This window comes from Micromonospora sp. NPDC048871 (genome assembly GCF_043198155.1).
GTDB lineage: Bacteria > Actinomycetota > Actinomycetes > Mycobacteriales > Micromonosporaceae > Micromonospora.
The window spans coordinates 108529-120995 of sequence record NZ_JBICUM010000001.1 but is presented as its reverse complement, the minus strand read 5'-3'; the positions used below and the strand labels follow the sequence as shown (position 1 = coordinate 120995).

The window sequence follows — 12467 nt, the reverse complement described above, 5'->3', positions numbered from 1 at the left end:
CCTCGCGCTCACTTGTCTTCACCCTCCCAGTGCGGGTTCTCCCAGATCACGGTGCCGCCCATGCCGATGCCGATGCACATGGCGGTGAGGCCGTAGCGGACCTCGGGGTGCTCGGCGAACTGCCGGGCCAGCTGGGTCATCAGCCGTACGCCCGAGGAGGCCAGGGGGTGACCGATGGCGATCGCGCCGCCCCACTGGTTGACCCGCGGGTCGTCGTCGGCGATGCCGAAGTGGTCCAGGAAGGCGAGCACCTGCACGGCGAAGGCCTCGTTCAGCTCGAACAGGCCGATGTCGTCGATGGTCAGTCCGGCGATACGCAGGGCCTTCTCCGTCGAGGGGATCGGGCCGACGCCCATCACCTCGGGCTCGACACCGACGAAGCCGTACGACACCAGGCGCATGGCGACCGGCAGGCCCAGCTCGCGGGCGACGTCCTCGGCGACCAGCAGGCTGGCGGTGGCGCCGTCGTTCAGACCGGCGGCATTGCCCGCGGTGACCTTGCCGTGCGGCCGGAAGGGGGTCTTGAGGCTGCCCAGCTTCTCCAGCGAGGTGTCGCGGGGGGCCTCGTCGGCCGTGGCCAGGCCCCAGCCGCCCTCCTCGTCCCGGATGGCCACCGGCACCAGGTCGTCCTGGAGCTTGCCGTTGGCGTACGCCTTGGCGGTCTTCTGCTGCGAGGCGAGCGCGAAGGCGTCCGTGCGCTCCTTGGTGATGTGCGGCAGCCGGTCGTGCAGGTTCTCCGCGGTGGCGCCCATGACCAGCGCGGACGGGTCGACGAGCTTCTCGGCGACGATGCGCGGGTTGGGGTCGACGCCCTCGCCCATCGGGTGGCGGCCCATGTGCTCGACACCGCCGGCGATCGCCACGTCGTACGCACCCACCGCGATGCCGCTGGCGACGGTGGTCACGGCGGTCATCGCCCCGGCGCACATCCGGTCGATGGCGAAGCCGGGGACGGTCTTGGGCAGGCCCGACAGCAGGGCGGCGGTACGGCCGATGGTCAGTCCCTGGTCACCGATCTGGGTGGTGGCGGCGATGGCCACCTCCTCGACCCGTTCCGGCGGCAGTTGCGGGTTGCGGCGCAGCAACTCACGGATGCATCGGATCACCAGGTCGTCGGCGCGGGTGTTGGCGTACATGCCACCCGCCTTACCGAAGGGGGTACGGACGCCGTCGACGAAGACGACATCCCGAACTTCACGGGGCACTGGAGCCTCCTAGCCGGCACTGGCATTTCCCCGAATGCTACCCGCCAGTAACTATCCCCGCCCCACCCCTCCCTGTGGCCCAGCCCACACCGACCCCCGTCCCCAGCCCACCCGGCCCCTCGCCCTGTTGATCAAGAGGTTCGCGTCAGCCGTACGGCGTGTCGTTGACGCAAACCTCTTGATCAACAGGGGCAAAGAGTGCGGTCAGGTGGGGAGGAGGGCTTCGGCCAGGGCGGGGAGCAGGAGGGTGATCTGCCATTCGCGGGCATGCATGGCGCGCAGGGCCTCCGCCACCGTGGCCTCGGTGATCTCCTCCGGGGGTTGCCAGGCGAGCCGACGGATCGAGTCGGGGGAGATCAGGTTCTCCGGCGGCAGATTGTGTTCACCGGCCACCCGCAGGACGACCTCACGGCTGCGGGCCAGCCGGGCGGCGGCGGCCGGATCCCGTTCGGCCCACCGGTGCGGCGGGGGTGGGCCCTCCACGGTCGGGGCCGCCGGCAGGTCCTCGTCCGGCAGTTGCCGGGCGTCCTCCAGCGCCGCCAGCCAGGTCCGAGCCAGTCGGCGTACCGACCGGCCACCGAACCCGGGCAGGGTGAGCAGGGTCTTCTCGTCCTTGGGGTCCAGCTCGGCCGCCGCCACGATGGCCGAGTCGGGCAGCACCCGGCCCGGCGCCGAGTCCCGGCGGGCCGCGATCTGGTCGCGGGCGTACCACAGGGACCGGACCCGGGCCTGCGCCCGCGCACCGCGTACCCGGTGGATGCCGGAGGTGCGACGCCAGGGCTCGGCGCGTACCCGGGGTGGGCGGGTGCCGGCCTGCACCAGGGCGGCGAACTCCTCCGCCGCCCACTGCGACTTGCCCTGCCGGGTCAGCTCCGCGTCCAGGGCGTCGCGCAGATCGGTCAGCAGTTCCACATCCAGGGCGGCGTAGGTCAGCCAGGACTCCGGCAACGGGCGGCTGGACCAGTCCGCGGCCGAATGGTGCTTCTCCAGGCTGTAGCCGAGCAGTTGTTCGGTGAGGGCGGCCAGCCCCACCCGCTCGAACCCGGCCAGCCGGGCGGCCAACTCGGTGTCGAACAGCCGACGCGGGCGCAGCCCGAGCTCGGCGAGGCAGGGCAGATCCTGGTTGGCCGCGTGCAACACCCACTCGGTGTCCGCGATCGCGGTGTCCAGAGCACTGAGGTCGGGCAGGGGCAGGGGGTCGATCAGGGCGGTACCGGCGCCGCTGCGCCGCAACTGCACGAGGTACGCCCGCTGGCTGTAGCGGTAGCCCGAGGCGCGTTCGGCGTCCAGGGCCACCGGGCCGCTGCCGGCCGCGAATCGGGCCACCACCTCGGCCAGTTGCTCCGGCACGGTCACCGGTTCCGGGGTGCCCTCACGGGGTGCGGTCAGCGGCACGGACTCGCTGCCGGTGGGTTCGGTCCCCGCGTCCGACGGCTCCGGCCGCGCCGAAGGCGGGGTCTCGATGTCGTTTCCCGTACGGCTTGCGGCGGCCCGACGGCGCAGGGGTGGTTCGTCGGTCACCTGACAACCCTAGTGCGGAAGCGGAACACACCGCGCGCACCCGCCCCCGGCCGCGTGTCGACTCAGCCGGCCGGGTCGGCTCAACCGGCCGCGGCGGCCCGGCGCTCCGGCAGGGCGGTCACCCCGGGTGGCGGCAGGCCGGCGGTGGAGGCCAGCAGGGTGCACCAGGCGTACAGGTGGGCGGTGAGATCGGCATCGGTAGGGGTCCACGAGGCGCGGATCTCGATGTCGGCGGTCGCCGGTGGGCCGGACAGCTCCCCGAACCGGTTCGACATCGTCTGGGTGATCGTCCCGCCGATGGCCCGGTGACCCGCCTGCTGGGCGTCGAGGGCGTCGGTGAGCCAGGTCCAGCCGACCCCCGGCAACAGGGGGTCCGCGGCCAGGTCGTTCTCCAACTCGGCCGTCACGTAGGTGACCAGGCGCAGGGTGCCCTGCCAGGCCTCGTGCCCGGCCGGGTCGTGCAGGAGGATCAGTCGCCCGGTGGCCACCTCCTCGCCGTCGCGCAGCACCGTGGCGGACAGCGCGAAGGCGTACGGCGCGAGCCGCTGGGGTGCGCCGACCTCCTCCAGGAGGATCTCCGGCCGGGGTGTCGCCGACCGGAGCCCGGCGACCGCGCGGGCGAAGGTGTCCGGAAGCGCGATCGGGGGGGGCATGTCCGCAGCCTAAGCCGCTGTCGGTCGCTGCGCCCGGACGGCGCGCCGACGATCACGAACCAGAGCCGCTGCCCCGGCCGTCCACGCCGCGCCGAGTTCATCGACAGTCATCGGTGGGCTGCCTTATTCAAACCAGCCAAACTCCGCGACCGCCCGATAGCGGTCATCCGGGGCGTGGCACGATTGCCGCGATGACCACCGACACCACGGGCACCGCTGCCCGAGACGACGCCTCCCGCCCCGGCGGGCCCGCCGACTCGCCCTTCGTGCGGGCGTGTCGTCGTCGGCCCGTCCCACACACCCCGGTCTGGTTCATGCGCCAGGCCGGCCGGTCGCTGCCGGAGTACCGCGAGATCCGGGCCAACGTGGCGATGCTGGAGTCCTGCCGCCGACCCGACCTGGTCACCGAGATCACCCTCCAGCCGGTACGCCGGCACGGGGTGGACGCGGCGATCCTGTTCAGCGACATCGTGGTCCCGGTCGCCGCCGCCGGGGTCGACCTGGACATCGTGCCGGGCACCGGACCGGTGGTGGCCGAGCCGGTGCGTACCGCCGCAGACGTGCAGCGGATCCGGCTGATCGACCGCGACGACGTCCCGTACGTCGACGAGGCGGTCCGGATGCTGGTCAAGGAGCTGGGCGACACCCCCCTGATCGGCTTCGCCGGTGCGCCGTTCACCCTGGCCAGCTACCTGGTCGAGGGCGGGCCGTCGCGGAACCACGTCAAGACCAAGGCCCTGATGTACGGCGACCCCGAGCTGTGGCACGCCCTGGCCGGGCGGCTCGCCGAGGTGACCCTGGCGTTCCTGCGGGTGCAGATCGCCGCCGGGGTCAGCGCGGTGCAGCTCTTCGACTCCTGGGCCGGGGCGCTCTCCGAGGCCGACTACCGCCGGTTCGTGCTGCCGCACTCGACCGCCGTGCTGTCCGGCCTGGCCGAGGCGGGGGTGCCCCGGATCCACTTCGGGGTGGGCACCGCCGAGCTGCTCGGCGCGATGGGTGAGGCCGGGGCCGACGTGGTCGGGGTCGACTGGCGTACCCCGCTGGACGTCGCGACCCGGCGGATCGGGCCCGACAAGGCCGTGCAGGGCAACCTGGATCCCTGTCTGCTGTTCGCCCCCTGGCCGGTCATCGAGGCCGAGGTGCGCCGCATCCTCGACCAGGGTCGGTCCGCGCCCGGGCACGTGTTCAACCTGGGGCACGGGGTGTTGCCGGAGACCGACCCGGAGGTGCTCACCCGGGTGGTCGCCCTGGTGCATGAACTGTCCGCCGAGGGGGCCTGACCGCCATGACGACGCGCTGGCGGGTGGCCGTGATCGGCGGCGGCATCGCCGGACTGGCCGCCGCGGTCCGGTTGCGCGACCAGGCTCCCGCCGACACGGAGATCACCATGTACGAGCAGTCCGGCCTGCTCGGCGGCAAGCTGCGTACCGGTGAGCTGGCCGGCGGGCCGGTGGAGTTCGGCGCGGAGTCCTTCCTGATGCGCGACCCGGCCGGCGGGCAGTCGGCGGCGGTACGCCTGATCCACCGCCTGGGGCTGGGTGCGCGGATCGTGCACCCCACCGTCGGGCAGGCCGCCCTGGCCGTGGACGGCGGGCTGCGGCCCATCCCCGGCGGGACCCTTGTCGGCGTACCCGGGGATCTGGACAAGGTGGCGACGGTGGCCCGGCCGACCCCGGAGGCCGACCGCGACGGTGGTGCTCCGCTGCTGGGTGCCACCGAGGACATCTCCGTCGGGGCACTGGTCCGGGCCCGGTTCGGCGACGAGGTGGTCGACCGGCTGGTCGACCCGATGCTCGGCGGTGTGTACGCCGGCCGGGCCGACGACCTCTCCCTGGTCACCACCATGCCCGCCCTGGCCCGGGCCGCCCGCACCAGCCACACCCTGCTAGACGCGGTCCGGACCGCGCAGGCCGCCGCACCCCGGGCCGTCGGCGAACCGGTCTTCGGCACCCTGGACGGCGGGCTGAGCACCCTGGTCGAGGCCGCGGCCACGGCCAGCGGGGCCACCATCCGCACCAACGCGGCCGTACGGGAGTTGATCCCCACCGACACCGGCTGGCGGCTGACGGTCGGACCGACCCGGGACCCGGAGCATGTCGAGGTCGACGCGGTGGTGCTGGCGTTACCGGCCCGGCCGGCGGCCCGACTGCTGACCGAGGTCGCCGAGCCGGTCGCGGGGAGCATCGGCGGACTGGACTACGCCAGCGTCGCCCTGGTCACCCTGGCCCTGCCCGAGGCGACCCTGCCGCAGCTCTCCGGTTTTTTGGTGCCCAGCACCGAGGGACTGCTGATCAAGGCCTCCACCTTCTTCACCACCAAGTGGGGGCACCTGCGTCGGGACGACGGGGTGGCCCTGGTCCGCGCCTCGGTGGGCCGCTACGGCGACGAGGCCCAGCTCCAGCGCCCCGACGAGGACCTGGCCGCCACGGTGCACCGGGAGGTGTCCGCGGTGATCGGTACCCCGCTGCCCGCCCCGATCGCCGGGCATGTGCAGCGCTGGGGCGGTGCGCTGCCGCAGTACACCCCGGGCCACCTGGACCGGATCGCGGCCGCGCGGGCCCTCCTGCGGGCGGCGCATCCGACGTTGACCCTGGCCGGAGCGGGCTACGACGGGGTGGGCATCCCGGTCTGCATCCGCTCCGGCGAGACAGCGGCCGAGGAGATCATCACAGCATTGGGAGGATCGGCGAGATGACCGAGCAGAGCAACGCGGCCCGGCTGAAGGAACTCAACTCCACCATCCGCTACACCATGTGGTCGGTGTTCCGGGCCAGCGCACCGCTGCCCTCGCTGCGCGACAACGTCACCGGCGAGGTCGAGTCCCTGATCGAGGAGTTGGCCGGCAAGGATGTGGTGGTCCGGGGCACGTACGACGTGGCCGGGCTGCGCGCCGACGCCGACCTGATGATCTGGTGGCACTCCTCCTCCAGCGACGCCCTCCAGGACGCCTACCTGCGGTTCCGGCGTACCACCCTGGGGCGGGCGATGACCCCGGTCTGGTCGCAGATGGCCCTGCACCGGCCGGCCGAGTTCAACAAGAGCCACATCCCGGCCTTCCTCGCCGGTGAGCAGGCCCGCGCCTACCTGTGCGTCTACCCCTTCGTCCGCTCGTACGACTGGTACCTGCTGCCGGACGCCGAGCGGCGGGAACTGCTCGCCGAGCACGGCCAGATGGCCCGGGGCTACCCGGACGTACGCGCCAACACGGTGGCCTCCTTCGCCCTCGGCGACTACGAGTGGATGCTGGCCTTCGAGGCCGACGAACTGCACCGGATCGTGGACCTGATGCGGGACCTGCGTGCTTCCCGGGCCCGGCTGCACGTACGCGAGGAAGTGCCCTTCTACACCGGCCGCCGCCGCTCCATCGCCGACATCGTCACCGCCCTGGCCTGACGAGAAGGGGTCCCCTGCTGAGGTAGCAGGGGACCCCTTTTTCAACTCAGGGCGCCGGCACCCGGACGGGAGTCGAGGGCCGGCCGGCCCGGCCGGGCGGGGCCGCGTCCGAGGGAGAAGGGCGCGACCCCACCCGGGATCAGGTGGTGGCCGTACAGGTCAGCGTGGGTGCGCTGCTGGAGCCGGAGGCCAGGAAGCCGAAGGTGGTGCTGGCTCCCGCGCCGAGGCTGCCGTTGTAGCCGACGTTGGTGGCGGTCACCGTGGAGCCGCTGGAGCTGACGGTGGCATTCCATGCCTGGCTGACCTGCTGGCCGTTGGCGTACGTCCAGGTCACTCGCCAGCCGCGGATCGCCGCGTTGCCCGCGGTCACCTTCACCTCACCCTGGAAGCCACCGGACCAGGTGTTGGTCACCTGGTACGTCGCCGAGCAGGCACCCGCCGGCGGCGGGTTGCTGGGCGGCGGAGTGGACGGCGGGGGAGTGGTGGGCGGCGGGGTCGTGGGCGGGGGAGTGGTCGGCGGCGGCGTGGTGGGCGGCGGGTTGGTGCTGCCACCGAACTGCACGTCGCTGCAGTGGTAGTACGACTGGTCGAAGTGGCTGGCCTGCCAGATGGTGTAGATGATGTGCCGGCCGCTGCGACCCGGCGCGTTCACCGGGATCTCGATGGAGACGCCGTCGACCTCACGCTGCCACTGGGAGGCCGGGGTGTTGCCGATCTGCCCCACGAGCTCCAGGTCCGACCAGGCCAGGGGCTTGGTCAGCGCGTCGAATCCCTGCCGGGTCGCGTACACCCGGATGTAGTCGGCCCCGTGACTGGCCTGGTCGAAGAACTTCAGTCGGAAGCTGTTGGAGACCTGGGTGGTCCGCCAGGCGCCGACGGTGTCCAGGGCGTTGTACCGCCCACCCTCGGCGCGACCGCCCGAGCAGAGCTGGCCGTCCGGGATGGCCGCCTGGTGGTTGCCGCCAACGCCCTCACGGAACTGGCCGTTCCAGTTCCACATGGCCTGCGGGTTGGCCTGCCAGGCCTGCCAGCACATCGGGTCCTCGGTGGCCATCCGAGGGTTCATGTGGTCGCCACCCCAGCGCTCCCAGCAGCTGTAGGCGCGGGCTCCGGGGTTGACCACCGAGCCGTGTGCGGAGGCGGAGTTGACCAGAGCGGTGGAGACGAGCAGGGTGGCGGCCGCCGCGGTGGCGAGCAGGCCGACCAGCCTAGAGGGTTTGAGCATTTTGGACATGGATGGAGCCCCCAGGGGGAGTCGTCGGATTGCGACATCGCCCGAACGCCCGGGAGTTGCCTCTCCCGCGCCGGTCCGCGTGGCACTGCGGTATAGCTCCGTGCGGAAGAATGGCACAAAACATCGCCAGCCGTCAATCGCCCTGGTTCAGGGTCAGGGGTCGCGGCGCATCGGGGTGTGCGGGATGCCGTCCTCGACATAGTCCGGGCCGCTGACCGTGAACCCGCGTCGGGCGTAGAAGTCGACCAGGTGGGACTGGGCCTCCAGCACGCACGGCCGGTCGCCGATCTCGGCCAGCGCCGCGGCCAGCAGCCGCCCGGCATGCCCGGCGCCGCGCGCCGAGGGGGCCACCACCACCCGACCGATCCGGGCCACCCCGTCGGGGTCGGCCAGAATCCGCAGGTACGCCAGGACGGCGCCGTCGCGCGCCAGCCAGAGGTGTCGGGTGCCGGGTTCGAGGTCCCGACCGTCGAGTTCCGGGTACGCGCACTCCTGCTCGACCACGAACACGTCGATGCGCAGCCGTACCAGGTCGTGGAAGGTGCGGGCGTCCAGGTCGGCGAAGCCGGCGATCCGGAGGTGCGTGCTCGGCATCGGCCCAGGTTAGAGCCTCGCCCGGCCCTTGCCCGTCGCGGGTCCCGGGTGCTCGGGGGCGGCGGGCGGGTGCCGGTCAGGCGGGGCGGGCGCCTACCGCGTCGCGGATCTGGGCGCCGTGCTCGGCCTCGACCGCGCGGGCGCAGTGGCCGCAGCAGAAGAAGCGCCCGGACACCTCCACCCCGTGCCCGACGATCTTCACCTGGCAGTGTTCGCAGATCGGGGCCAGCTTGTGCGCGGCGCACTCGAAGCTGTCGAAGGTGTGCACGTCCCCGCTGACGGTGCGTACCTCGAAGGCCAACCAGTAGTCGTTTCCGCAGACCTCGCACGTCGCCACGACGCACATCCCTTCGCTAGCCGGTGTCCTGCCCAGGGTGCGGCAGGTCGTCGGCCGGCCCGGTGGGAACCAGCCTGCATCGCCCGTACGGGGCGGCGTGTCGCCGGTCGCCGGTGCGCCGTTGTACCCAGTGACCTGGCCGGAGGCGGCGGCCCGGCCGCCGCCTTTCGGTGGAGCACCCGAACCGGGAGGAACAATGATCAAGCGCAACCGGCTGTTCGGCAGTCAGACCCGGGTCACCTTCTGTCTTCCCCGGGACACCCCGCCCGGCACGGTCAGCGTGGTCGGGTCCTTCAACGACTGGCGGCCCGGTGAGCACGTGCTGGTGGCCCGGCGTGACGGCACTCGGACGGTGACCGTACGGCTGGGGCCGGGGCAGCACCGCTTCCGCTACCTGGCCAGCGGTGGGCTGTGGTTCGACGACGAGTCCGCCGACCGGCTCGACGACCATGGTGGCCTGCTGATGCTGTGAGCCCCTTTTATTGATAGCAGTCTTTACTGTTAACAATGTTTAAATTATGTTGGTGGCACCTCACCAGGCAACACGCCGAAAAGGAGTGCCGCCATGCGTCGAAGACTCACCCTCGCCCTGGCCACGACCGGCGCCATGATCTCCACCCTGGCCGTCGCCACCCCGGCCCAGGCCCACGGTTACGTCTCGTCACCGCCCAGCCGGCAGGCCCTCTGCGCCCAGAACCGGGTGCCCGACTGCGGGCAGATCCGGTGGGAGCCGCAGAGTGTCGAAGGCCCCAAGGGGCTGCGTACCTGCCATGCCAACATCTCCCACTTCGCCGTCCTCAACGACGACAACCGGGGCTGGCCCGCCACCTCGGTCGGCACCACGGTCACCTTCACCTGGGTGAACACCGCGATGCACGCCACCCGCGACTGGGAGTACTTCATCGGCAACACCCGGGTCGCCGTGTTCAGCGGCGGCGGACGCCAGCCGGGCCCCACGGTCTCGCACAGCGTCAACCTGTCCGGCTATCCCGGCCGCCAGAAGGTGCTGGCCGTCTGGAACATCGCGGACACCGCCAACGCCTTCTACTCCTGCGTCGACCTCCAGATCGGCGGTGGCGGCAACCCACCGCCCAGTCCGAGCCCGACCACCCCGGGCCCGACCAGCCCGCCGCCGTCGCCCACCCCGGCACCGACCACCACCCTGCCGGCCGGGGGCACCTGGACCGCAGGCCGGGCGTACGCCGTCGGCGACCAGGTCACCTACGGCGGGCGGGCGTACCGGTGCCGGCAGGCGCACACCGCGATCGCCGGTTGGGAGCCGCCGAACGTACCAGCGCTGTGGAGCCTGCTCTGAGCAGCGGCAGGTGCGGCCTTGACCGGCCGCGCCTGCCCTTCGCCCTGTTCCGGGCGGCGCTGGCCCTGACCCTCGTGCTGTCGGCCACCGGCTGTGGCGGCGGATCGGCAGCCTCGACCGCGACTTCCTCCGCCTCGGCGGCCGACACCGGTGGCCGGGCGGCGTCACCCACCCGTGACGCACCCGGTACCCCGACGGCCACCGACATGACCGGGGTGGACCTGCTGTACCTGTCGATGACGGCCGGGCACACCGAACAGACCCTGCGGATCGTCCGGCTGGTGCACGACCGGCTGACCGACCCGGAACTGCGTACCCTGGTCGCCGCCATCGAGGTGACCGAGGCCGAGGAACTGGCCACCGTACGCCGCTGGTTGGCGCAGGCCGGACGCAGCGCCCGCGCCGACGACCACACCGGCCACGGCGCCGGCCCGGACCAGTTGGCCCGGCTGCGCGACGCCGAGGACGGCGAGGTCGACAAGGTGTTGATCGAGGTGCTGTCTGCCCACCAGCGGGCCGCCGCCGACCTGGCCCGCGCCCACCTGGCGGCCGGCACCGAGCAGGGGGTACGCGACCTGGCCCGACGCATCGAGCAGTCCCGTACCGCCCAGGTAGCGATGCTGGCCGCCCACCCGGCAGCGGCCTGACCGGCTCAGGGGGTGCTGGGGTCCAGGCGAATCGACAGCGAGTTCACGCAGTGGCGGGTGTTCTTCGGGGTGAAGCCCTCGCCCCGGAAGACATGCCCCAGGTGGCTGTCGCAGCGGGCGCAGCGGATCTCCGTGCGCCGCATGCCCAGGGAGTTGTCCTCGATCTCCTTGATCGCACCCGGGATGGCGTCGTCGAAGCTCGGCCACCCGCAGTGCGAGTCGAACTTGGTGTCACTGGGGTACAACTCGGCACCGCAGGCCCGGCAGTGGTACATGCCGGGGGTCTTGGTGTCGACGTACTCGCCGGTCCAGGCGGGCTCCGTGCCGTGCTCGCGCAGCACCCGGAACTCCTCGGGGCTGAGCCGGACCCGCCACTCGTCCTCGGTGCGGGGCAGTTCACTGTCGGGAAGACTCACCCGTCAACGGTACGTCGAACGTCGGACCCATCGCATATGGTCGCGAAATGGCAGGCACGAAGGCGGCGGCCCAGGAGATCGAGGTCGCCGGACACACCGTACGGCTGTCCAGCCCGGACCGGGTGATCTTTCCGAAGCGGGGCTTCACCAAGGCCGACGTCTTCGGCTACTACCTGGCGGTGGGCGAGGGCATCCTGCGTGCCCTGCGCGAACGGCCGACCACCCTGCAACGCTTCCCGGACGGCATCGAGGGGGAGATGTTCTTCTCCAAGCGGGTGCCGACCCGGGGGGTGCCGCCCTGGGTGCGGACCAGCGAGATCACCTTCCCCAGTGGGCGTACGGCGGCGGAGCTCTGCCCGGCGGACCTGGCCCATGTGGCCTGGGCGGCACAGATGGGCACTGTCGTGTTCCACCCGTGGCCGGTACGCGCCGCCGACCCGGACCGCCCCGACGAACTGCGGGTAGACCTCGACCCGCAGCCCGGCACCGACTTCGCCCACGCCGCCACCGCCGCCGCCGAGCTGCGGGCCATCCTCGACGAGCTGGGCGTGCCCGGCTGGCCGAAGACCTCCGGCGGGCGGGGGGTGCACGTCTACCTGCGAATCCAGCCACGGTGGACCTTCGTCGAGGTACGCCGGGCCACCATCGCCCTGGCCCGGGAACTGGCCCGCCGCCGCCCCGACCTGGTCACCACCGCCTGGTGGAAGGAGGAACGCGGCGAACGGGTCTTCGTCGACTTCAACCAGATGGCCCGGGACCGCACCATCGCGTGTGCGTACTCGCTGCGAGCCAACGCCCGGGCCACGGTCTCCACCCCGGTCACCTGGGAGGAGTTGCCCCAGGTCGACCCGGACGACTTCGACCTGGGTACGGTCCCGCAGCGGCTGGCCGAGCAGGGCGACCCGCACGCCGGCATCGACGACACCGCGTGGGACATCACCCCGCTGCTGGAGTGGGCCGAGCGGGACGCCGCCGCCGGCGAGGGCGATCTGCCCTACCCCCCGGACCACCCGAAGATGCCGGGTGAGCCGAAGCGGGTCCAACCCTCCAAGGACCGCGACCGCCCCCGCTGACTCGCTTTTCGTACGGGCCTTTGAAGATCGCGCTCGATCCAGGATCGAGTGGCCTTGATTGGCTCCGAGACCACTCGAT

14 protein-coding genes are annotated in these 12467 nt (G+C 72.2%); 7 read left to right on the top strand and 7 right to left on the bottom strand.

Features of this window, described 5'->3' with window-relative positions:
- Nucleotides 1-8: 8 nt before the first annotated feature.
- The 3 genes from ACGFIK_RS00575 to ACGFIK_RS00565 form a co-directional block, all read right to left on the bottom strand.
- A complete protein-coding gene (locus ACGFIK_RS00575) occupies nt 9-1205 on the bottom strand; it encodes an acetyl-CoA C-acyltransferase (RefSeq protein WP_327022065.1) in 1197 nt (398 codons plus the stop codon).
- A 204-nt stretch (nt 1206-1409) separates the two neighbouring features.
- Nucleotides 1410-2726 carry a ribonuclease D gene (locus tag ACGFIK_RS00570; protein WP_327022064.1) on the bottom strand — a complete coding sequence of 439 codons (1317 nt, stop codon included), beginning with the start codon at nt 2724-2726 and terminating at the stop codon, nt 1410-1412.
- A gap of 80 nt (nt 2727-2806) precedes the next feature.
- Nucleotides 2807-3379: a DUF3000 domain-containing protein gene (locus tag ACGFIK_RS00565; protein ID WP_327022063.1), complete on the bottom strand. Its 573-nt coding sequence runs from the start codon at nt 3377-3379 to the stop codon at nt 2807-2809.
- A gap of 191 nt (nt 3380-3570) precedes the next feature.
- Between ACGFIK_RS00565 and hemE the strand changes: the two genes are divergently transcribed.
- Genes hemE through hemQ form a run of 3 tightly spaced genes read left to right on the top strand, consistent with a single transcriptional unit; the run spans nt 3571 to nt 6772 of the window.
- Nucleotides 3571-4659, top strand: a complete 1089-nt coding sequence (hemE, locus tag ACGFIK_RS00560) for a uroporphyrinogen decarboxylase (RefSeq protein ID WP_327022062.1) — start codon at nt 3571-3573, stop codon at nt 4657-4659.
- 5 nt (nt 4660-4664) lie between these two features.
- Complete coding sequence (hemG, locus tag ACGFIK_RS00555) at nt 4665-6074, top strand: protoporphyrinogen oxidase (protein ID WP_327022061.1); 1410 nt, start codon at nt 4665-4667, stop codon at nt 6072-6074.
- A complete protein-coding gene (hemQ, locus tag ACGFIK_RS00550; protein WP_327022060.1) occupies nt 6071-6772 on the top strand; it encodes a hydrogen peroxide-dependent heme synthase in 702 nt (233 codons plus the stop codon). The genes hemG and hemQ overlap by 4 nt, the downstream gene beginning before the upstream one ends.
- Before the next feature lie 139 nt (nt 6773-6911).
- Here the strand turns inward: hemQ and ACGFIK_RS00545 are convergent, their stop codons facing one another.
- The 3 genes from ACGFIK_RS00545 to ACGFIK_RS00535 form a co-directional block, all read right to left on the bottom strand.
- Entirely contained in the window at nt 6912-7997 is a 1086-nt protein-coding gene (locus ACGFIK_RS00545) for a lytic polysaccharide monooxygenase (RefSeq protein WP_327027203.1), read from the bottom strand.
- 162 nt (nt 7998-8159) lie between these two features.
- Nucleotides 8160-8600, bottom strand: a complete 441-nt coding sequence (locus ACGFIK_RS00540; RefSeq protein WP_327022059.1) for a GNAT family N-acetyltransferase — start codon at nt 8598-8600, stop codon at nt 8160-8162.
- Between the two features lie 76 nt (nt 8601-8676).
- Nucleotides 8677-8937 (bottom strand): Prokaryotic metallothionein, encoded by a 261-nt coding sequence (locus ACGFIK_RS00535; protein ID WP_327022058.1) that lies wholly within the window; start codon nt 8935-8937, stop codon nt 8677-8679.
- Between the two features lie 196 nt (nt 8938-9133).
- Between ACGFIK_RS00535 and ACGFIK_RS00530 the strand changes: the two genes are divergently transcribed.
- The 3 genes from ACGFIK_RS00530 to ACGFIK_RS00520 all read left to right on the top strand — a co-directional run bounded on the left by ACGFIK_RS00530 (nt 9134) and on the right by ACGFIK_RS00520 (nt 10899).
- Nucleotides 9134-9409: an isoamylase early set domain-containing protein gene (locus tag ACGFIK_RS00530; RefSeq protein ID WP_327022057.1), complete on the top strand. Its 276-nt coding sequence runs from the start codon at nt 9134-9136 to the stop codon at nt 9407-9409.
- A 93-nt stretch (nt 9410-9502) separates the two neighbouring features.
- Nucleotides 9503-10252: a lytic polysaccharide monooxygenase gene (locus tag ACGFIK_RS00525; RefSeq protein ID WP_327022056.1), complete on the top strand. Its 750-nt coding sequence runs from the start codon at nt 9503-9505 to the stop codon at nt 10250-10252.
- A complete protein-coding gene (locus tag ACGFIK_RS00520) occupies nt 10237-10899 on the top strand; it encodes a DUF305 domain-containing protein (protein WP_327022055.1) in 663 nt (220 codons plus the stop codon). Before ACGFIK_RS00525 ends, ACGFIK_RS00520 begins: the two co-directional genes overlap by 16 nt.
- A gap of 5 nt (nt 10900-10904) precedes the next feature.
- Here ACGFIK_RS00520 and msrB read toward each other — a convergent pair whose 3' ends face one another.
- Nucleotides 10905-11315 carry a peptide-methionine (R)-S-oxide reductase MsrB gene (msrB, locus tag ACGFIK_RS00515; protein ID WP_327022054.1) on the bottom strand — a complete coding sequence of 137 codons (411 nt, stop codon included), beginning with the start codon at nt 11313-11315 and terminating at the stop codon, nt 10905-10907.
- A gap of 47 nt (nt 11316-11362) precedes the next feature.
- Here msrB and ligD point away from each other — a divergent pair, with 47 nt between their 5' ends.
- A complete protein-coding gene (gene ligD, locus ACGFIK_RS00510) occupies nt 11363-12388 on the top strand; it encodes a non-homologous end-joining DNA ligase (RefSeq protein ID WP_327022053.1) in 1026 nt (341 codons plus the stop codon).
- Nucleotides 12389-12467 lie beyond the last annotated feature (79 nt).

Excerpts from the sequence above, each read along its gene's own strand:
- ACGFIK_RS00565 (WP_327022063.1), bottom strand. The coding sequence starts at position 3,379 with ATGCCCCCCCCGATCGCGCTTCCGGACACCTTCGCCCGCGCGGTCGCC.
- hemE (WP_327022062.1), top strand. The coding sequence starts at position 3,571 with ATGACCACCGACACCACGGGCACCGCTGCCCGAGACGACGCCTCCCGC.
- hemG (WP_327022061.1), top strand. The coding sequence starts at position 4,665 with ATGACGACGCGCTGGCGGGTGGCCGTGATCGGCGGCGGCATCGCCGGA.
- hemQ (WP_327022060.1), top strand. The coding sequence starts at position 6,071 with ATGACCGAGCAGAGCAACGCGGCCCGGCTGAAGGAACTCAACTCCACC.
- ACGFIK_RS00545 (WP_327027203.1), bottom strand. The coding sequence starts at position 7,997 with ATGCTCAAACCCTCTAGGCTGGTCGGCCTGCTCGCCACCGCGGCGGCC.
- ACGFIK_RS00540 (WP_327022059.1), bottom strand. The coding sequence starts at position 8,600 with ATGCCGAGCACGCACCTCCGGATCGCCGGCTTCGCCGACCTGGACGCC.
- ACGFIK_RS00530 (WP_327022057.1), top strand. The coding sequence starts at position 9,134 with ATGATCAAGCGCAACCGGCTGTTCGGCAGTCAGACCCGGGTCACCTTC.
- ACGFIK_RS00525 (WP_327022056.1), top strand. The coding sequence starts at position 9,503 with ATGCGTCGAAGACTCACCCTCGCCCTGGCCACGACCGGCGCCATGATC.
- ligD (WP_327022053.1), top strand. The coding sequence starts at position 11,363 with ATGGCAGGCACGAAGGCGGCGGCCCAGGAGATCGAGGTCGCCGGACAC.